General features: G+C 67.8%; 18 protein-coding genes and 1 tRNA gene. 6 read left to right on the forward strand and 13 right to left on the reverse strand.

Annotated features, from left to right (window positions below; genetic code table 11):
* The first annotated feature begins 274 nt into the window (after window positions 1-274).
* Complete coding sequence (locus VPA02S_RS30400; protein WP_062367217.1) at window positions 275-2,227, forward strand: 3'-5' exonuclease; 1,953 nt, start codon at window positions 275-277, stop codon at window positions 2,225-2,227.
* A 239-nt stretch (window positions 2,228-2,466) separates the two neighbouring features.
* Here VPA02S_RS30400 and VPA02S_RS30405 read toward each other — a convergent pair whose 3' ends face one another.
* From VPA02S_RS30405 to VPA02S_RS30415, 3 genes are all read right to left on the reverse strand, one after another.
* Window positions 2,467-3,765, reverse strand: coding sequence for a hypothetical protein (locus VPA02S_RS30405; protein WP_062367219.1), 1,299 nt, complete (start codon window positions 3,763-3,765; stop codon window positions 2,467-2,469).
* A gap of 173 nt (window positions 3,766-3,938) precedes the next feature.
* Entirely contained in the window at window positions 3,939-4,454 is a 516-nt protein-coding gene (locus VPA02S_RS30410) for a GNAT family N-acetyltransferase (protein ID WP_244883822.1), read from the reverse strand.
* A gap of 140 nt (window positions 4,455-4,594) precedes the next feature.
* Window positions 4,595-4,837, reverse strand: coding sequence for a helix-turn-helix domain-containing protein (locus tag VPA02S_RS30415; RefSeq protein WP_062367220.1), 243 nt, complete (start codon window positions 4,835-4,837; stop codon window positions 4,595-4,597).
* Between the two features lie 290 nt (window positions 4,838-5,127).
* On the opposite strand from VPA02S_RS30415, the gene VPA02S_RS30420 reads away from it, so the two are divergent.
* The gene (locus tag VPA02S_RS30420; RefSeq protein WP_062367222.1) at window positions 5,128-5,742 is read left to right on the forward strand and encodes a zinc metalloprotease; all 615 of its coding nucleotides are present in this window, start codon (window positions 5,128-5,130) and stop codon (window positions 5,740-5,742) included.
* Between the two features lie 13 nt (window positions 5,743-5,755).
* Window positions 5,756-6,175 carry a hypothetical protein gene (locus VPA02S_RS30425; RefSeq protein WP_018906225.1) on the forward strand — a complete coding sequence of 140 codons (420 nt, stop codon included), beginning with the start codon at window positions 5,756-5,758 and terminating at the stop codon, window positions 6,173-6,175.
* Between the two features lie 201 nt (window positions 6,176-6,376).
* Here VPA02S_RS30425 and VPA02S_RS30430 read toward each other — a convergent pair.
* Window positions 6,377-6,453: transfer RNA gene (locus VPA02S_RS30430), tRNA-Met, on the reverse strand.
* Between the two features lie 148 nt (window positions 6,454-6,601).
* On the opposite strand from VPA02S_RS30430, the gene VPA02S_RS30435 reads away from it, so the two are divergent.
* Together VPA02S_RS30435 and VPA02S_RS32265 are read left to right on the forward strand one after the other, a co-directional pair.
* Complete coding sequence (locus VPA02S_RS30435; RefSeq protein ID WP_018906226.1) at window positions 6,602-7,270, forward strand: sigma-70 family RNA polymerase sigma factor; 669 nt, start codon at window positions 6,602-6,604, stop codon at window positions 7,268-7,270.
* Complete coding sequence (locus VPA02S_RS32265; protein WP_244883823.1) at window positions 7,267-8,529, forward strand: hypothetical protein; 1,263 nt, start codon at window positions 7,267-7,269, stop codon at window positions 8,527-8,529. Before VPA02S_RS30435 ends, VPA02S_RS32265 begins: the two co-directional genes overlap by 4 nt.
* Before the next feature lie 10 nt (window positions 8,530-8,539).
* Here VPA02S_RS32265 and VPA02S_RS30445 read toward each other — a convergent pair whose 3' ends face one another.
* From VPA02S_RS30445 to VPA02S_RS30460, 4 genes are read right to left on the reverse strand one after another with little or no spacing between them, the layout of a single operon-like run.
* Entirely contained in the window at window positions 8,540-9,319 is a 780-nt protein-coding gene (locus tag VPA02S_RS30445; protein ID WP_015867408.1) for an enoyl-CoA hydratase, read from the reverse strand.
* 58 nt (window positions 9,320-9,377) lie between these two features.
* Complete coding sequence (locus VPA02S_RS30450; RefSeq protein ID WP_062367224.1) at window positions 9,378-11,234, reverse strand: M61 family metallopeptidase; 1,857 nt, start codon at window positions 11,232-11,234, stop codon at window positions 9,378-9,380.
* The gene (locus tag VPA02S_RS30455; RefSeq protein WP_018906230.1) at window positions 11,234-11,956 is read right to left on the reverse strand and encodes a DsbC family protein; all 723 of its coding nucleotides are present in this window, start codon (window positions 11,954-11,956) and stop codon (window positions 11,234-11,236) included. The genes VPA02S_RS30450 and VPA02S_RS30455 overlap by 1 nt, the downstream gene beginning before the upstream one ends.
* A gap of 20 nt (window positions 11,957-11,976) precedes the next feature.
* Complete coding sequence (locus VPA02S_RS30460) at window positions 11,977-13,113, reverse strand: FAD-dependent monooxygenase (protein ID WP_018906231.1); 1,137 nt, start codon at window positions 13,111-13,113, stop codon at window positions 11,977-11,979.
* A gap of 97 nt (window positions 13,114-13,210) precedes the next feature.
* On the opposite strand from VPA02S_RS30460, the gene VPA02S_RS30465 reads away from it, so the two are divergent.
* Window positions 13,211-14,092, forward strand: coding sequence for an MOSC domain-containing protein (locus tag VPA02S_RS30465; protein ID WP_062367227.1), 882 nt, complete (start codon window positions 13,211-13,213; stop codon window positions 14,090-14,092).
* A 10-nt stretch (window positions 14,093-14,102) separates the two neighbouring features.
* Here the strand turns inward: VPA02S_RS30465 and rbsD are convergent, their stop codons facing one another.
* Genes rbsD through VPA02S_RS30490 form a run of 5 tightly spaced genes read right to left on the reverse strand, consistent with a single transcriptional unit; the run spans window position 14,103 to window position 19,180 of the window.
* Window positions 14,103-14,501 carry a D-ribose pyranase gene (rbsD, locus tag VPA02S_RS30470; RefSeq protein WP_018906233.1) on the reverse strand — a complete coding sequence of 133 codons (399 nt, stop codon included), beginning with the start codon at window positions 14,499-14,501 and terminating at the stop codon, window positions 14,103-14,105.
* Window positions 14,498-15,472 carry a ribokinase gene (rbsK, locus tag VPA02S_RS30475; RefSeq protein WP_062367229.1) on the reverse strand — a complete coding sequence of 325 codons (975 nt, stop codon included), beginning with the start codon at window positions 15,470-15,472 and terminating at the stop codon, window positions 14,498-14,500. The genes rbsD and rbsK overlap by 4 nt, the downstream gene beginning before the upstream one ends.
* Window positions 15,469-16,542 carry a LacI family DNA-binding transcriptional regulator gene (locus VPA02S_RS30480; protein WP_062367231.1) on the reverse strand — a complete coding sequence of 358 codons (1,074 nt, stop codon included), beginning with the start codon at window positions 16,540-16,542 and terminating at the stop codon, window positions 15,469-15,471. Before VPA02S_RS30480 ends, rbsK begins: the two co-directional genes overlap by 4 nt.
* 26 nt (window positions 16,543-16,568) lie before the next feature.
* Window positions 16,569-17,552 (reverse strand): ABC transporter permease, encoded by a 984-nt coding sequence (locus VPA02S_RS30485; RefSeq protein ID WP_062367233.1) that lies wholly within the window; start codon window positions 17,550-17,552, stop codon window positions 16,569-16,571.
* Window positions 17,549-19,180: a sugar ABC transporter ATP-binding protein gene (locus tag VPA02S_RS30490; RefSeq protein WP_062367235.1), complete on the reverse strand. Its 1,632-nt coding sequence runs from the start codon at window positions 19,178-19,180 to the stop codon at window positions 17,549-17,551. Before VPA02S_RS30490 ends, VPA02S_RS30485 begins: the two co-directional genes overlap by 4 nt.
* Window positions 19,181-19,211: the final 31 nt, after the last annotated feature.

A 19,211-nucleotide genomic window follows, 5' to 3' on the forward strand; every position in this document is an offset into this window, starting at 1 on the left:
CGCCAGAGCCAGCATTGACGGGGGTTGGCACTAGGTTGCCCGCGGAATGGGCAGGGGAGCGGGGCGGTGGAAAAACGGGGGCTGCGTGGAACGGGCGTCTCGAAAAAGCGGTCTGGATTCGTGACATACATCACGAATTCAGCCAAGGGCCGGCGGTCGGGACGGAGGCCTTTGCCGCTTCGATCACAATCAGTTACCGATCGATGACGGAGCCGTTGCCCGCTAAGCCCTTGGTCCTCCGGCGGCGAGCGGGCTCGGTCTTAAGGGCGCACGCATGGCTTACTTCCCTCAGGGCAAAACAACCGTTCATGCCCGCTGCAACACAGGTGAGCGCAAGCTCTTCGAGGCGCTGAAACGCCACTTGCCAGACGACCATCTGGTTTGGCACGACCTCCCGATTGGCGATGCCGGCCTGCAGCCTGACTTCGTGATCCTGAGCCCGCGACAGGGCTTGCTGGTGCTGGAAGTCAAGGACTGGAAGCGAAGCACGCTGGCCGGTGCTGACAAGCATCGTGTGCAGCTCAACGTGGAGCGGGGCGTGGTGACCAGCCCCCATCCGCTGGCCCAGGCGCGCCAGCACGTGCTCGCGCTCGTCGATCGAATGCAGCTTGACCCGGCGTTGGTGGCCGCGGAAGGCCGTTTCAAGGGAAAGCTGCTGTTCCCGTGGGGCTGGGGCTGCGCCTTGGTGAATCTCAAGCGTGACAGTGTGTCGGACCCCGGCTTCGCGGAAATCTTCCCGCCAGAACGAACGCTGCTGCGTGACGATCTGGAGGACGACACCGACACAGAAACCTTCAGCCAGAGGCTGTGGTCGATGATGCAGGTGAACTTCCCGCATACGCTGACTCTGCCGCAACAGGATCGTGTGCGCTGGCACTTGTTCCCGACCCTGCGCGTGGAGCCGCAGCAAGCGGCGCTTCAGCTGGGCGAGGCGAAGCCCAACGGCCCCATTCGCATGCACGACATGATGCACGTCATGGACATGCAGCAGGAACGCGAAGCGCGCCGCATGGGTGATGGCCATCGGGTCATCCACGGTGTCGCCGGATCGGGCAAGACCATGATCCTGGTGTTCCGTGCCCAGCATCTCTCCAAGGCGGCCGCGGCGGTCGGGCGGCCTGTACTGGTTCTCTGCTACAACCGCGCGCTTGCCGAGCGCATCGCCTACCTCTTGCAGCAGCGGGGAGTCGACGGAGCCGACCAAGGTGTGGTGGTGCGCTCCTTCCATAGCTGGTGCGAGGACATGGCGCGCACCTACCAACTGGAAGTGAAGGCGCCGCGCAGCCCGGCCGACGCCTACTTCACCGAATTGGCCGCCACCGTTGAACGTGCACTCGCAAGCGGCTTCGTACCCAAGGGCCAATACACGGCCGTGATGATCGACGAGGCGCACGACTTCGAGGACGCCTGGCTGCGGATGGCGGTAGAACTGGTCAACCCCGCCACAAAGGCACTGTTGGTCCTGTACGACCATGCCCAGGCAATCTACAAGAAGCAGAATCGAAAAACGCCCTTCAAGGCCCTTGGCATCGATGTGGTTGGCGGCCGTCGCAGCACCATCCTGCGCACCAACTACCGCAACACAGCGGAAGTGCTGAGCCTTGCGCTGCGGTGCGCAGGCGAGTTGATGCCTCAAGGTCCGGCATCGGACTCCGCTGCCGACATGAACGACAGCGAACTCGGCGCGCTGCTGGATGGCGCAAGCGGTGACGCGCCGGTATCCGTCGTTCGGCCGGACTCGGCGGGACGCCGCGGCCCGATGCCAGTGCTCCACGAAGCAGACTCCGCCCGGACTGAAGCGCTTTGGCAGGCCCAGCGCATCGCGCAGTTGCAGGCCGAGGGCGTGCGGCTGGGACAGATCGCGGTGGTCTTCCGCTACAAGGCGGCGATGGAGCCTCTGGAAGAGGCCCTGCGTGTGCATGGCATTCCCTTCCAGTCAATGCGCACCATCAAGCCGCGCGACCTGCAATGGGCTGACGATGCGGTGCGGATCTTGACTGCCCACAGCGTCAAGGGACTGGAGTTCTCTCACGTCCTGGTCGGTGCGATTGATGCCTTCGAAGAGGCCAAGCATCAGGCCGCTGCGGACGAGTTGCGATTGCTCTATGTGGCAATGACTCGCGCCACCCTGTGGCTGGCGCTTTCGGCGCGCCGGGCGGGTCCGTTGGTCGATCAAGTGCGCGGGCAGTTGGAGAGGCTTCGGGTGGAGTGGGCGGAGTTGGGTTGAGCGTTGGTTGAAGACGCATCCTTGTGGCAGCTTCGCGAGCCTTCTCGTGATCCGCCCGGTATTGCGAAGGCGCCTACGCAGCGGAAGCGGACTGTCGCTGCTCAAGGCTAGACTTTCGAGTCCGGCCATGAGCTGACCGTCATAGGCCCCTTTCCGGTTGCCTGGCCGGCAAGGCCAACCCCAATATTGGGGAGTGCATCGGTTCTACCGGACAATGCGGAAGGAGAAGACGGTAGCGCTCAGGCCGCGACAAGTGCTCGTACGTCTGGGTCGGCATCGTGCGCAGCTTCTGTCAATACCCAGGCCGGAGCGGCACTCGTGTCGATCAGGGCCTTTAAGGCTCGCTTGCGGCATATCGAGCAAGGTGAAAGCTCATAAACGTAGAGAAGACAGTGGGATGCGCCTGCGTCCGGGTGCGCTTCGCACAAGTCCAGAAGTTCTCCGACGAGACGATGGGCCTGATCGGCGTCGTGCAACGGTTCTAGATACTCCGCACATATCGCAAAGTCGCCAGCTTCGAAATTGTTCACCAGCAAGGAGACGCCGTTCGCCAATTCGCCGGCAGCAAGCAAGCGCATGGCAGCTTGCCGCAACTCCCCGTGCGTGAGCGGGGCCACGGCTCTCACAGCGGCCCGCCGAATCTGCTCATCGGGATGAGCAATCCATGGGAGCAACCGACTGTCGAATCGCGGAACGCCCTTCTGTGCAAAGCATCCGAGTAAGCGCTTGACATGCTCGGGCTCATCTGACGCCAGCAGCGCAGCGAATACCGTATCGAGATGGTCGCTGGCCGCTTTCGCGCCCCACCGCCGGAACCAATGACATTGATCCCCTAGGTTCTTGCTGACGTGCGCCACGATCTCGTCGCCTGTATAGGCCGGGATGTTGAAGCGGCTTGAAGAGGCGCTGCGACTCTCGCGTGTTCTGCGCATGCCTGCAAGGTAGTTCGCAATATCCGAGTCGACCGCAGCCTCGCGTTCGAGTGCGGCTAGCCCTCCCTTGATGCCCGTGAGCGAATCGAACTGCTCGCTGGGACAGTCATCAACCCAGAAGTCCGGATCTGTCCGCAGCCATTGTCCTAACTGTCGAGCGACATGGATCAGTCCGTCCACGCCGTCCAGAGCCAATATTTGATCGACACCAATCACGTCAGACGTATGCGACAGTCGGACCAGCGACCGATACAACAAGCTTCTCGCGTCTTCCGAACCCGAACTGGCAAGCTCTTTCAGGATCGCACTGCGATGACTCATGTCGCGATGGTTCTCTGGCAATGACGTATCCGCCATCGCCTCGAGCGCCCGAAGTACCTTCTTGCTCAGCTTCGCGCGATCGACAATCGAAAGCAGCCACGGAGCTCGCTGCGCCTCGCACTGAGGATCGTAGGAGAGACACGACACACATGCCTGTGTGATCTCGTCTTCGAATCCATTCGGTCCATGGCTTGCAACCTGCTGCATGGCGCGCCCGTGACCTGTTCGCAGAGCGGCCGCAAACGCGGCTGTGGTCAATGGAAAGGTCGGTTGTTTTATTTGCATTGAGCGTCCTGTGCGAGCACTGCGCCGAAGGTCAGCTTTCAGACGACCAGTTGCTCGGCGCGAGTGTCGCAGAAGGGCCCGATTTCGACGTTCAGGCTTCGCGATCGAACTAGCAGACCTGAGAACAGTACCTCGGCCGCATCTGACGGACAAGATGCGGATGAACGCGACGCTCAGCCCCCGCGCGCAAGCACCTTGCGCATCAACGCGTTCTGAAGTGTGAAGCCCCGAAGGACTGGAAACCGTCGCTCGACCACATGAAATCCGTGGAGAGCGAAAAAGGGCTCGGCGGTCTTGCTCACGTCCGACGTCAGTTCGGCCAGACCAAGAGACCTGGCCTCCTCGTGGATGCGGGCCATCAGCCTGGTTCCGATTCCCTGCCGCGGACGAGCGCCCGATACAAAGAAGTGGTCGACGTAGCCATCCTGCTGAACGTCTGCATAGCCGACGATTTCGTCGCCAAGCACAGCGACGAAGGGCTGGATTCCCCGGACTCGATTTGTCCAAAGGTCCGCGTCAAGGTCCGCTGGAGCCCATGCCTCGACTTGCTCGGGTGAGTAGTCGCGACAGGCAATCTCGTGGATGGCCGTGAAGTACACGCGGAACAGCGCAGCCTCATCACCAAGCCTGAACCGACGAATCTCCATGAAGTCCTCACGATGCGGCAACTTGAGCCACGAGTCTGTCATATCTGATCCGTGAGGCGAATGTCCGCACCTGGCCGCATCTGTCTGGTCGGGATGCCAAGCTGCCATTCATTGCTGACCCAGCAAACCCGTAGGCCGCCATCACGCGCGGCATGGTTGACCGCATGTGCAGCCGTGGACCGCTACGCCCCCGCCTTGATCAAATCCACGATAGTGCTCTCCGGCCGGAGTTTGCAGGCGCGGCACCAGTCCAGATAGAACAGGACATCCATGTACCGCTCGCCCCGTTCGACTTTCGAAACATAGGACTGGTCGACCTTCAGCCGTGCGCCCAGTTCAGCCTGCGTCAGCCCTGCGGTAAGCCGTACCGCACGCAGGTGCTTGCGCAGGACTTCGTATCGGCGATGGTGGATGGACAGCAGCATTCATCGATGCTCATTGCCGCCCTGGAAAAGGCCATTTTGACCTTTTATGATTATGATTCTCTCGAGCCAAAAATGTCACTTTGGCCTTTTTATCGATAGAAATCAGGGATCAAAAAATGAAAAGCAGAATGGTTTTCTTGAGCACCGCCCTCGTATTGGCGGCTTGCGGCGGCGGAAGTGGAGGCGGCAGCGCCCAAATGGGGCCTGTCGCGGGGCTTCCCTCCACCCCGGCGCAAACGACGACGCCCACGGCGCCGGCTACACCTGAGGCACAGGCTCCGGCCGAGCCTGTGGCGCCAGTCGCTTCCGCCGGCCCGACCGATGCCGAAATCCTCGGCCTCGTCGATTCCACCAATCTCTCCAGCGCCGGCTACCCGTGGAACGGCCGGTACGCAGGCGTGGTGAAGCGCTGGAGCCTGCCCATTCCGGTCAAGACCAATGGCGAAGCCCGCGCGGTGCCTGCGATGGACGAGATCGAAGCCAAGCTCGGGTTCGCCGTCTTCGACCGCACCAGCATCGCCGCCGCCGACGAGGCGACGATCACCCGCGGCATCGTGTTCCGCCAGGGCACGGCCTACCTGCCGGCCGGCGCCAATGCGCAGGGCTTCTGCGCGAACGTCAGCGATGCGCCCTTTGGTGGCGGCTGGTCCGCTTCATTGCTCAGTCCTGGCGAACTCACCGGGCGGATGTACGTGAACCTGGACAACCCGCAATGCGTGGCAGACGGCGCCATCGTCATCCACGAGATCGGGCATGCCTTGGGCTTGGCAACCCACTTCAGGGGCTTTGGCGACGACGACGGGGCTGTCGGGCCGGAGTTCTGGCCCGTGCTGGCGACGCTCTATGCGAACGCCATCGGTACGCCCAAGGCGTCCGTCCTCATCAAGCAGATCGACAAGAACTGAAGGAGGGGACGCAATGAAACTGATCGAAGGCAGGCTCACGCGGCTGGGCGAGTCGACCGTGAACATGAAGAACGAGGTGGTCAAGTATTCGCTCATCCAGATCGGCGACAAGACGCTGACGAACGTGATGATCGACCGCAAGCTCAACAACTTCCTGCAGGACGGGGTCGAGACGGAGAAGGCCACGCGGCTTTGGTTTCTCAACGGCGGCAAGATCGTGATGGGTGTGCAGGTCGGCGACGACACGCGGTACTACGGCACGATCAATCCGTTCTTCTACTTCGCGATGCTGTTCAATGTGGTGTTCACCGGCATCGTGTTCACGTATCAGCCACTCGGCGCTTTGGCGTGGGCCGTGCTCATCTACGCGATCGGCGGACGCCGATGGCTGGACTACCGCAGGGTGGCGGCTGCCGGCGGCATGAAGGTGTGAGGGGCACGGCCAGGAAGCCAATTTCCATTTGGATGAATCCGGCTGGGTGCTGGTGAGCCTGGGCGGCGAATAGGCCGCCGCCAGGCTTTGCTGCGCCGCCGGGCCCTTGCTCGGGGCGTGCGAAGCCCCAAACAAAAAAGCCCTAAGTAGTTGATTTACTTAGGGCTTTTTGACTTTTGCGGAGCACCGCAGAAGTGGTGTTGGTGGCTCTTCACGGACTCGAACCGCGGACCTGTGGATTATGATTCCATCGCTCTAACCGACTGAGCTAAAGAGCCGTTCGGCACAGTTTTGTGCCGAGCCCAAGATTATAGCGCAGGCTGCGGGCCCGGAATCAAGCCCGCCGAGCCGCACACGGTGTCTTTTTTGCGATGGCCAACCCCGAAGCCGGCCGCCGCCCGTACAACCCCGGGTGAAAATCCGCCGATGTCTGCGCTGCCCCGCGCCCCTTCCGCCAAAGCCGCCACCGAGCGCGACGCCATGCCCGACGACCAGTTGATGCTGGCCTACGCGCGCGGCGACGGCGCGGCGTTCGACGTGCTCTACGCGCGCCACGAGGGCGGACTGTTCCGCTTCGTCAAGCGGCTGCTGGGCGCCCGGCTGGCCGCGCAGGCGGACGAGGTGTTCCAGGACACCTGGGTGCGCATCATCTCGGCGCGCGACAGTTTTTCGCCGCAGGGCGCCGCCTGGCGCACCTGGGCCTTCACGATCGCGCACAACCTGGCGATGGATCGGCTGCGCGTGAGCGGGCGCGAGGTGGCGCTCGACGCCGCGCATCCGGACGATGGCGAGGACGCCTTTCCCACGCTCGACCGCGGCGTGCGCGGCGCGATGGATGCCGCGGCGCATCCGTCGGCCGAAGAACTCGCGTTCTGGCGCGCCGCCGGCCGGCGCCTGCTGGCCTGCCTCGACGAACTGCCTGCCGAGCAGCGCGCCGCGTTCCTGCTGCACCATGAAGACGGGCTGACCGTCGAAGCGCTCGCGGCCAGCCTGCAGATCGGCTTCGAAACCGTGCGCAGCCGATTGCGCTACGGGCTGCAGAAACTGCGCGGCTGCATGGAACGCTACCTGTCGGTGCTGGAGCAGCGCGCATGAACACCGGCAGCGGCAACGGCACCCCTGGCTTCGACGATGGCGCTGAGGACGCGGCGCTGCGCGACCCCGCACTTCGCCGTGCGCTCGACCACGCGCCCGACAGCGACGCACTGCCTGATCCGCGCACCCGCGACGCGATCCGGAAGATGGCGCACAACCTCGCACCGGTTCCCGCGGCGGCGCCGGCGGCTGAAGACGAGGGTGCCGCGCCCTGGTGGCGCCGGCTGTTCGGTGGCGGCGGGGGATCGCATGCGCGCATGCCGTGGAACGCCGCCTTCGCGACCGTGCTGCTGGCCACCTTCGTGACCGTGCTCTGGCATCGCGAACCGGTGCCCGATGCGCGGCTGGATGGAGAGGCGCGAGTTGCCTCCGCGCCTGCGGCCGCTCCGGAGGCGGCGCCGTCTGCGGCTGCGGTTCCGGCGCCGGCCGCGGCACCCGCGCCCGCGCCAGCTACCGCATCGGCCCCGCCACCGGCACCAGCTCAAGCCCAGCCGCAGCCGCAGGCCGAAGCGGCGCGAGACACGGTGAGCGAAGAGTCCATGCGAAGCAGGGAGATCGCAGTGCGCCGATCGGCGCCGCCGCCCTCCGGCAAGCAGGCTGCTGCACCAGCGCCCGAGCCCCAGGCCAGCCAGGCCGCGCCAGAGCCGCCGCCGCTGCCAGCGCCGCTTCCCGCACCTGCGCCACCTGCAGCAGTTCCACCGGCACCAGCATCATCACCAGCAGCAGCGATCGCGCCGCCGCCACCTCCTGCGCCCATGGCCCCCGCAGCGCCGCCCGCCACCCGCGAGGCCGCCAGCGGCGGCACTTCTGGTTCTTCTCCAGCCCTGTCGGCACCGCAGCGCAGCCCCAGCGCCGACGCCGCCTCCGGCATGCTGCGCTCGGCCCCCGCGCCGCGCGCGGCCGTGATGGCAGGCAAGGCCGCGGCAAGTCCGGCTGAAGGTGCGTTCTCGGCGCTCGACCAATGGACGTCGCTGAACGCAACACGCGCCGGGCAGAGCGTGCGCCATGCGCGCGGCGACACCGAGGGGCTGGCCGCGTTGGTCAACACGCTGGCTCGTTCGGCCACCGCGCCGGGCGCTGAACCGGCCGCGCCCGTCGAGGCGCGGCTGGAGCTCTACCGCGGCGGCGCCCTGCTCGCGGTGCTCGAGATCGCGGGCGACCAGGTGCGCTGGACGCCGCAGGGCACGGCAGCCGGCGCCTCGGTCGGCACGCCGCCGGCGCAGGCGCTGGCCGAGTTGAAGGCGCTGCTCGCGCGCTGATCCTGATCGCTCAGGCGTTCTTGAAGTCCGGTTGGCGCTTGGCGAGGAAGGCGTCCATGCCTTCCTTCTGGTCGGCCGTGGCAAACAGCGCATGGAACAGCCGGCGCTCGAACATCACGCCGTCGGAGAGGCCGCTCTCGAACGCGCGGTTGACCGACTCCTTGGCCGCCATCACCGCGATCTGCGAGTAGCCCGCGATGATCAGCGCAGCGCCGAGCGCTTCGTCGGCCAGCTGCGCATAAGGCACCACGCGGCTCACGAGGCCCGCGCGCTCGGCTTCGGCGGCGTCCATCATGCGGGCGGTGAGCGCCATGTCCATCGCCTTGCTCTTGCCCACCGCGCGCGGCAGGCGCTGCGTGCCGCCGGCGCCGGGGATCACGCCGATCTTGATTTCGGGCTGGCCGAACTTGGCGTTGTCGGCCGCAATGATGAAGTCGCACATCATCGCCAGCTCGCAGCCGCCGCCCAGTGCAAAGCCGCTCACGGCCGCGATCACGGGCTTGCGGATCGAGCGGATGGTCTCCCAGTTGCGCGTGATGTAGTCGCCCTTGTAGGTGTCGATGAAGCTGTACTTGGCCATCGCGGCAATGTCGGCGCCGGCCGCAAAGGCGCGTTCGCTGCCGGTCAGGATGATGCAGCCGATGGCGTCGTCGGCATCGAAGGCCTTGAGCGCGGTGCCCAGCTCGGTCATGAGCGCGTCGTTGAGCGCATTGAGCGCCTTGGGCCGGTTGAGGGTGATGATGCCGACCTTGCCTGCTTCGGTCCGCACTTCGATGTTTTCGTAGCTCATGGGTGTCTCCAAGGGAAGGTGAAAACGCGATTCACTGTATACAGGCCATAGGCGCGGATCAGCGCCGCGCGCCCGGCGCGAGCCAGGCCGCGATCTTTGCCGCGTCGTGCGAGAACAGGCGCCAGGTGGTGGCGCCCTCCGGCAGCACCAGCGGCAGCCTCAGCAGCTTGCGGTCGCGCGCCACCAGCGCGGTGCAGCGGGTGGCGTCGCCAAGGTACAGCGCCAGGTCGTCGAGCTTGGCGATGCGCCAGGCCTGCGCGGGGCGCTGCTGGCCCTTGCGGCCGACGGCCGGCAGCTCGATGCCGATCCATTCGTCGTTGGCCGAGAAGCCGGCCTTTTCGGCGGCGCCGCCGCGCAGCACCACCTTGACCTGGACGCTGCCGTTGGCCTCGGCCACGCGCAGGCCCAGCGCCTGCGCCTGCTGCGACGGGTCTTCGAGCGCAGCCACGCCGTGCGCGCGCAGCAAATCTGCCAGCGGCAGCTCGTCGGTCGAGTGGATCCACTGCGCGATTTCCGCCGCATAGGAGCGGCCGCCCACGGCCTGGAGCGCCGCGGCCACGTCGGCTTCGCTGATCGGGCCGCCGCCGCCTTGGGTCCACAGGTGGCGCATCACGTCGTCGAGCGTGCCCTTGCCTTCGCGGCGCAAGCTGAGGTCGAAGCACAGCGCCACCAGCGCGCCCTTGGTGTAGTAGCTGACGGTGCCGTTGGGCGTTTGCTCGTCCTGCCGGTAGTACTTGACCCAGGCATCGAAACTCGCCTCGGCCACCGACTGCACGAGCCGGCCCGGCGTCTGCAGCACCTGGTTCACGGTCTTGTTGAGCAGGCGCAGGTAGCCCGCGTCGTCGATGCGGCCGGCGCGGCGCAGCAGCAGGTCGTCGTAGTAGCTGGTGAAGCCCTCGAAGAACCACAGCATCTGCGTGTAGTTCTCGCGGCTGTAGTCGTAGTGCGCGAACTCGGCCGGGCGCATGCGCTTGACGTTCCAGGTGTGGAAGTACTCGTGGCTGATGAGGCCCATCAGCGTGGTGTAGCCCTCGGGCTGCTTCTTCGCGCCGCGCTGGGGCAGGTCGCGCCGGTTGCAGATCAGCGCGGTGGAGTGCCGGTGCTCCAGGCCGCCGTAGCCGTCGTCCACCGCGTTGAGCATGAACACGTAGCGGTCGATCGGCAGCTTGGGGCCGCCTCGCTTGCCGGCCTTGTCTCCATGCCAGAAGCGGATCTCGGCTTCGCAGATGGCCTGCGTGTCGGCGATCAGGCGCTCGCCGTCGAACGAGGCAGCGGCACCTGCGATGACGAAGCGGTGCGGCACGCCGCAGGCCTCGAACTCGGCGCTCCAGAAGGGGCCCATCTCGACCGGGCTGTCGGCCAGCTCGTCGTAGCCGGCCGCGAGGTAGCGGCCGAAGCCATGCTTGTCGATCTTCGAGGGCACGAGCGCGGTGGCGCAGGACCAGCGCGCATCGTCGCCGGGCGGCAGGGCGGGAGCGCTGATGTCCAGTGCATGCGGCGCATCGGTCTGGCCCTCCACGCGCAGGCACAGGCTGGTGCCGTTGAAGAAACCGCGGCTGGCGTCGAGCCAGGCGGTGCGCACCGAGTTGTCGTAGGCGCAGACCTGGTAGTGCAGCACCAGCGGCTGTCCCGGCACGCAGTCGACCTGCCAGCTGCACTTGTCGAGCTGCGTCAGCGCGGGCTTGCGGCGTCCCTGCGTGGCGCGCAGGCCCTGCAGGTTCTTGGCGAACTCGCGCACCAGGTAGCTGCCCGGAATCCACACCGGCAGCGCCACGCACTGCTGCGCGGCGGGGGCCTCGATGGTCAGGGTGACGGCGAAGAGGTGCGCATGCAGGTCGGCGCACTCGATGCGGTAGTGCACCGCGGCGGCCGGCGCAGCCGCTCGCGCGCGCCGGGAAACAGTCGGCGCGGCCATCAGTTGATGGAGGCGGCGAGTTGCTTCTCGACCTGGTCCGCGGGAATGGCGCCCGGCGTGCGGGTGCCGTCGCTGAAGATCAGCGTGGGCGTGCCGGTGATGTTGTACTTGCGGCCGAACTCGACGTTGCGCTGCAGGGCCGTGACGTCGCAGCCGGTTGCCGCGGTGGCGGGCTTGACGCTGGTTTCCATCCAGTCGCCCCAGGCCTTGCCCTTGTCCTTGCTGCACCAGATGTCGCGCGACTTGACGGCCGAATCGGGACCGAGCACCGGGTAGAGGAACAGGTAGACGGTGACGTTGTCGACCGTCTTCATGTCTTTCTCGAAGCGCTTGCAGTAGCCGCAGTTCGGGTCTTCGAACACCGCGAGCTTGCGCTTGCCGCTGCCGCGCACGATCTTGATGGCGTCTTTCATGGGCAGCTTGTCGAACGAGACCTGGCTGAGCTTCTCGATGCGCTCCTCGGTCAGGTTCTTGCGCGCATTCACGTCGATCAGGTTGCCCTGCAGCAGGTAGTTGCCCTGCTCGTCGGTGTAGTAGATCTGGAAGCCGTTCACGCGCACTTCGTAGAGGCCCGGCAGCGGCGACTTGGTGACTTCGTCGATGGCCGGGAACTGCGGAATGCGCGCCGGAAGGTTCTTGCGGATCTCGGCCTCACCGGCCAGGGCCGTGGCGGCCGCGGCCAGGGTGCAGGCGGCGAGAAGAAGGTTGCGTGCGAGTTTCATGGGAAGTCCGGTCGATGGATTCATGCCTTCAAGCCCATCGCCTGGTTGGCGATCCAGTGCTTGAGGAGGCGCGTGCGGTCGAAGCCGCGCATGCCCCAGTTGCGCAGCGCGGGCAGGGGGCCCACGCTGTGCGAGAACAGCTGCTGCAGGCCGTCGGTGGCCAGGCTCATCTGCAGCACGTCGGCGCGGCGCGCGCGTTCGTAGCGGCGCAGCAGGCGCGGGTCGCCCACGCTGCGCCAGTACTCGCGCTGCCGGATCACGTCGGCCAGCATGGCCGCATCGGCGAGGCCGAGGTTGAGGCCCTGGCCCGCGAGCGGATGCACCGTGTGGGCCGCGTCGCCGGCCAGTGCCCACGACTGCGCGGCCGCGCCCTTCGCCTGCGGCAGGGTGCCGGTCCAGCGGTCGGCGATGGCGCGCGCGAGCGGCCAGGCGGCACGTTCGCTGGTGAGCCGAAGCGGGCCGAGCGCGCCATGGCTGGCTTCGCTCACCGCGGCGTTGAATTCCTCGTCGCCTTGCGCCAGCAGCGCGGGCGCGCGAAGCTGGTCGACCGACCACACCAGCGCCAGCGAACGGCCCTGCACGCCGCCCATCGGCAGCAGCGCCAGCACCTCGCCCGTGTCGTTGAACCACTGGCGCGCCACGCCGTCGTGCGGCTGCGCGGCTTCGAGCCGCGCCGCAATCGCATGCTGCGGATAGCGCGTGACCGCGTAGCTCACGCCGAGGGCGTCGCGCGTGGCGCTGGCCTTGCCTTCGCACACCACGGTGAGCGGCGCGGACACCGGCTCGGAAACGACTTCGACCTGGGGCTGGAAGCGCACCGCATCGGCCAGCTGCTGCTCGAGCGCCGGCACGTCGACGATCCAGGCCAGCGCATCGACCTTCTGCCGCACGGCGCTGAACTGCACGCGCCCGCCTTCGTCGCCGTGCACGAGCATCTCGCGCACCGGCGTGGCATGCGCGGCGTCGGGCCAGGCGCGCAGCGATTCGAGCAGGGTGCGGGAGGCGGTGTTGAGCGCATAGGCCCGGATGTCCTGCTTGCCGGCCGCGGCGGGCGGAACCACCAGCGCGACGCGCACTCGCTCGCGTGCGAGCAGCAGGGCCAGCGTGCGGCCCACGATGCCGGCGCCGCGAATGCAAACTTCAGGAGGGAGGGCCATCCGGCCATTGTAAGAACAAGCCCGTTCCCGGGCTGAGCCCCCGGCGGCCGATGCGGGACAATCGCTGCCCAATTCCAAGGAATCCAAGGAACCCCACGTGCCACAGCCCGCCTTCGACATTGAAGCCACCATTGCGCGCCTGTTCGTCTACCCCGTGAAATCGTGCGCGGGGGTCGAGCTTCCCGAGGCGTTGCTGACCGAGACCGGCCTGGAATTCGACCGCGCCTGGATGGTGGTCGATGCAGAGGGCGAGTTCGTGACCCAGCGTCAATTGCCGCGCATGGCGCTGATCCGCCCGCAGATGAAGCACATGGAAGTGGTGCTGCGCGCGCCGGGCATGCTGGCCCTGCACCTGGCGTTCGACCGGGTCGAGCAGCCGGTGCGCGTGCGCGTCTGGAAGGACGAGGTCGCGGCCTACGACATGGGCGACATCGCCGCCCAGTGGTTCAGCGACTTTCTCTCCGAGCCGGGCAAGCCGCAGGCACTGCGGCTGGTGCGCTTCGACCCCGAGCACAAGCGCCTGTCGAGCCTGCAGTGGACCGATGGCGTCGAGGCGACGAACCAGTTCGCCGACGGCTTTCCGCTGCTGGTGGCCAGCGAGGGATCGCTGGCCGAACTCAATGAGCGGCTGGCCGCCGCGGGCCACGATGCAGTGGGCATCGAGCGCTTCCGGCCGAACATCGTGCTGGCCGGCATCGAGTCGCACGACGAGGACCGGGTCGACGCGCTGCACGTCGCCACCGGCGAAGGCGAGGCCGAGCTCAAGCCGGTCAAGCCCTGCACCCGCTGCCCGATCCCGGACATCGACCCGGCCACCGCCACGAGCAGCCCCGAGGTCGGCGACATGCTGCGCACCTACCGCGCCGACCCGCGCGTCGACGGGCGCATCACCTTCGGCATGAACTGCATCGTGCTGCAAGGGGTGGAGCACATGCTCAAGGTGGGGCAGGCGGTGGGCGCGAACTACCGCTTCGAATAGCGGGCTCTATCTAGAAGGTCACGCCGGCGTACAGGACGATGTTGGCGTAGGGCGTGCATTCGCCCGTGCGGATCACCGCCTTGGCGCGCGCGCTCAGGCGCTTGAGTTCCTCGTGCGACACCGTCTCCGGCAGGGCGGCCAGCTGGCCTTCGCACCATGCCGGCAGCTGTCCCACCGGCAGCTGCCCGATGGCTTCGCGCGCGATCAGCGCGCGCTCCACCTGCATCTCCGAAAGCACGACCTTGAGCACGTCCGCGACCCGCGGAATCCCCGGCGTGAGCGCCAGGTCGATGCGCCGGGGGCCGTCCGGGATCGGCAGGCCCGCATCGCCGATGACCACCATGTCGCCATGGCCCAGCGCGGCAATCACTTGCGAGAGTTCGGCATGCAGCAGGGCGGTACGTTTCACAGTGCGATCCAGTCGGGTGGCAGGGGGCTTTGCAGCACGGCGTCGCGCTGCGGAATGGAAGGCTGGGCGCCGGGCTGCTGGATGCACAGCGCGGCGGCGCGAATGCCCAGGCGCACGGCTTCGTCGAAGGACTGGCCCTCGCCCAGCGCCACGGCCAGCGCGCCCAGGAAGGTGTCGCCTGCGGCCGTGGTGTCGACCGCCTGGACCTGAGGCGCGGGATGGTGGCGCGCGCCATCGGCATCGATGGCCACGGCGCCGCGCGCGCCGAGCGTGACGACCACGCGCGCAATGCCCTTGGCGCGCAGGGCCTGGCCGGCCAGCGCGGCTTCCTGCGGGCTGTCGGCGGCCTGGCCGCACAGCGCCTCGGCCTCGATCTCGTTGACGACCAGCGTGTCGATGCGCGGCCACAGCGGCTCGGCGATCGGCTGCACCGGCGAGGGGTTGAGCAGCACCTTGCAGCCCGCCTCGTGCGCCACCGAAATGGCGCGCGCGACCTGCCCCATCGGTATCTCGAACTGCGTCACCAGGAAGGCCGCGCCCTGCAGCTGCTGCCGCAGCGCCGGCGCGTCGATCTCGGCCTGCGCATTGGCGCCGGGAATCATCACGATGCGGTTCTGGCCGCCGTCCTCCACCAGGATCAGCGCGGTGCCCGTGGGCTCGCCGGGGCTGGTGCGCAGCGCGGCGGTGTCGATGCCGTCGCGCCCGAGCGCATCGCGCAGCGCCTGGCCGTGCGCGTCGTTGCCGACGCAGCCGATCATGCCGACGCGGCCGCCTTCGCGCGCGCAGCTCACGGCCTGGTTGGCGCCCTTGCCGCCCGGAATGTGGGCGATCGAATGGCCCAGCAGGGTTTCGCCCGCGGCCGGTGCATGCGGCACGCGCAGCACGATGTCCATGTTCAGGCTGCCGAGCACCACGATGCGCGGCGGCGAGGCGGCGCTGGAAGAAGAGAAGAAAGAAGGCGTCGAACTCACGGGGTGCGGGACTTTCGGCTTGGCGTGGAAGAGGAAGACGGTGCGGCGGCCTCGCGGAAGCTCGCGTGCCGCGCGGTCGAGGCGCGCACGCGCAGCTCGGGCTGCAGCACCACCTTGCGCGCATCGCGCCGCTTGCCGCCCACGCGCTCCAGCAGCATGTCGACCGCGAGCGCGCCGATGCGCTCCTTGGGCTGCGCCACGGTGGTGAGCGGTGGGCTGGTGTAGGCCGAGAGCTCGATGTCGTCGAAGCCGACGATCGAGAGCTCGTCGGGCACGCGCACGCCGCTTTCATGCGCGGCGCGCAGGGCGCCGATGGCCATCAGGTCGTTGCAGACGAAGACGGCCGAGGGCGCCTCTTCGGTCCGCAGGATGGCGTGCATCGCCTCGTAGCCGCCCTGGCTCGTGAAGCCGCCGCGCCACAGCAGGGCATCGGCATTCGGCGCGGTGCCGGCCTCGGCCAGCGCCATGCGCCAGCCCTCGATGCGCTGCTCGCTCGGCATCACGCCCACCGGCCCGCCGATGCAGGCAATGCGCTTGTGGCCGAGCGACAGCAGGTGCCGCACCGCGAGCAGCCCGCCCTGCATGTGGGCGGTTTCGACCAGGTCGCAGGCCGGGTCGGCAATCTCGCGGTCGACCAGCACCGTGGGAATGCGCAGGCCGTCCAGCTGCGTGACGAGCGAATCGTCGTCGCCGGCGCCGGTCGACACCACGATCAGCCCGTCGATGCGGCGCTCGGCCAGCACCTGCAGGTAGACGCTCTGGCGGCGCGGCTCGTCGTCCGTGTTGCACAGCACCAGCGTGTAGCCGGCGCCGAAGCAGCGGTCCTCGACGATGCGCACGATCTCGGCAAAGTAGGGGTTCGAGCTGTTCGGAATCAGCATGCCGAGCGTCGAGGTGGTGTTGCTCTTGAGGCTGCGCGCCATCGCGTTGGGCACGTAGCCCAGCTCGCGGATGGCCTCTTCCACCCGCTCGCGCCCCTTGGCGCTCACATGGCGCGTGTCGTTGACCACGTGCGAGACGGTGGTGACCGAAACGCCCGCGCGCAGCGCGACGTCCTTGATGGTGGCCATGGTTGCTTCCCCCTTTTTATGCAGCGTCAGGCCAGGCGGCGATCGGCCCGGCGCTGGCGCAAGGTGTCGATGATCACCGCAACCACGATGACCGCGCCGGTGATGATGCGTTTGCTCGGCTCGCTGGCGCCCACCTGCGCAAGCCCGGCCTCGAGCACCGCGATGATCAGCACGCCGAAGAAAGTGTTGACCACCGAGCCGCGCCCGCCCATGAGGCTGGTGCCGCCGATCACCACGGCCGCAATCACCTGCAGCTCGATGCCGACGCCGGCATTGGGGTCGGCCGCTTCGAGCCGCGCCGACTGCATGAGTCCCGCGAGCCCGGCCAGCAGGCCCGTGGCGGCAAACACGATGATGCGGATCGGCCGCGGATCGATGCCCGCGAGCCGCATCGCTTCTTCGTTGGTGCCGATGCCCACCACGTGCCGGCCGAACACCGTGCGCGTGAGCACCAGCTGGCCGGCGGCCACCAGCACCACCGCGAGCACGAAGGCCGCGGAAATGCCGCCGATCCACGGCGCGGCCAGGCCCGAGATCGCGTCGCCCACGTACTGCGTGCGCGAATCGGTCACCAGGTAGGCGCCGCCGCGCACCGCCTCCAGCATGCCCAGCGAGACGATGAAGCTCGGCAGCCGCCATGCGACCGACACCGCGCCCGTCACGCTGCCGCACACCAGGCCGGTGGCCAGGCCCAGCGCCGCGGCCACCGGCACCGAGAGCTTCCACTGGAGGATGGCGGCGGCCGTGACGGCCGCGCTCAGCGCAAGCACCGAGCCCACCGACAGGTCGATGCCCGCGATGATCAGCACGAAGGTCATGCCCACGGCCATCACCGCGAGCGCGGGAATCTCGTTGGCAATGGAGATGAAGGTTTCACGCGTGAGGAAATATTCGCTCAGCGTGCCGAAGAGCGCGACCATGCCCACGAGCACGACGGTCAGGCCCACGTAGGTGCCCAGCTGGCCCTTCAGGGCGGAGGGCGGGGCGGAGGTGGCGGCGGCTGCGGTCATGGTGTGTCGGCGGTGGCCGGTTGGCCCGGATTCGGATCGGAAATGGCGGAGCCCGCCGTGGGGGGTGCCGCGCTGGCGGCGCGGCCTGCCGCATCGCTGAAGGCGGCGGCCAGCAGCGATTGCTCGCTCCACTGGCCGCGCTCGAACACCGCGACCAGCCGGCCGGCGCTCATCACGCCGATGCGGTCGCACATGGCCATGAGTTCGCGCAGGTCGCTCGACACCATCAGGAGCGCCTTGCCGGCGTCGGTCATGCGGTCGAGCTCGGCGTACAGGTCGGCGCGCGCGCCCACGTCCACGCCGCGCGTGGGCTCGTCGAGCAGCAGCACCTTGCATTCGCGGTGCAGCCAGCGCGCGAACACCACCTTCTGCTGGTTGCCGCCGCTCAGGGTGGCCACCGGCTGCTCGATGCTGCGCGAGCGGATGCGCAGCAGCTCCACCAGCCGCCGGGCGATGCCGCGCTCCTTGGCGCGCTGCAGCCAGCCGGCGTGCGAGATGGCGCCCAGGTCGCTCAGCGTGGCGTTGACGCGGATCGGCTGCGTGAGCAGCAGCCCCTGCGACTTGCGGTCTTCGGTCACCAGGCCGATGCCGGCGCGGATGGCCTGCATCGGCGAGCGCCAGCCCTTGCGCACGCGCAGCACCGGCTGCGTGGCGGCAATGCCGTCGTAGAGAAGAATTTCGCCGCGGTCGGCGCGGTCGGCGCCGAACAGCAGGCGCACGAGTTCGGTCCTGCCGGAGCCGACCAGGCCCGCCAGGCCCATGACTTCGCCCGCATGCAGGTCGATGTCGACGTCCTTCACGGCCTCGGCCCGGCCGATGCCGCGCGCGCTCAGCAGCACCGGCCCGGCGATGCGGCGGTCGCGGCCTTCATGCTCGTGCACCGCGCGGCCCACCATGCGCTGCACCAGCTCGGCTTCGCGCACGCCGGCCATGGCGCGCACGTCCACCAGCCGGCCGTCGCGCAGCACCGCCACGCGGTCGGCAATGCGCTGCAGCTCCTCGAGCCGGTGCGACACATAAATGATGGCCACGCCGCGCGCCTTCAGCAGCTCGATCTGCTCGAACAGGTGCGAGGTCTCGCGCGGCGTGAGCATGGCGGTGGGCTCGTCGAGCACCAGCACGCGCGTGTCGTCCTGCAGGTTGCGCGCAATCTCCACCATCTGCTGCTGGCCGATGCCCAGCCGCGCCACCGGCGTGGCCGGGTCGATGTGCTCCATGCCGATCTTCGCGAGCTGGCGCGCGGCCAGATCGTGCAGCTTGCCGCGGCGGATCCAGCCGGTCTGGTTGGGCAGCCGGTCGAGCAGCAGGTTCTCGGCCACCGACAGCGTGGTGACCAGCCCCAGCTCCTGCATGACCATGCGCACGCCCAGGCGCTCGGCGTCGCGGCGGGAAGCAGGCTGGAACGCCGCGCCGCCCAGCAGCATCTGCCCGCGCGTGGGCTGCACCAGGCCGCAGACGATCTTCGACAGCGTGCTCTTGCCCGCGCCGTTCTCGCCCGTGAGCGCGAGCACCTCGCCGGCGTTCAGCACCAGCGAGACGTCGTCGAGCACCGGCGCCGCATAGTCCTTGCCGAGCGCGCTCAGCGAGAGCACCGGCGTACTGTGATGGGCGTCAGTCACGATGACCACCTCATTCCAGAAACACCGAGGAACCGGCTTC

The sequence above is a fragment of the Variovorax paradoxus NBRC 15149 genome (assembly GCF_001591365.1).
GTDB classification, from domain to species: Bacteria; Pseudomonadota; Gammaproteobacteria; order Burkholderiales; family Burkholderiaceae_C; genus Variovorax; species Variovorax paradoxus.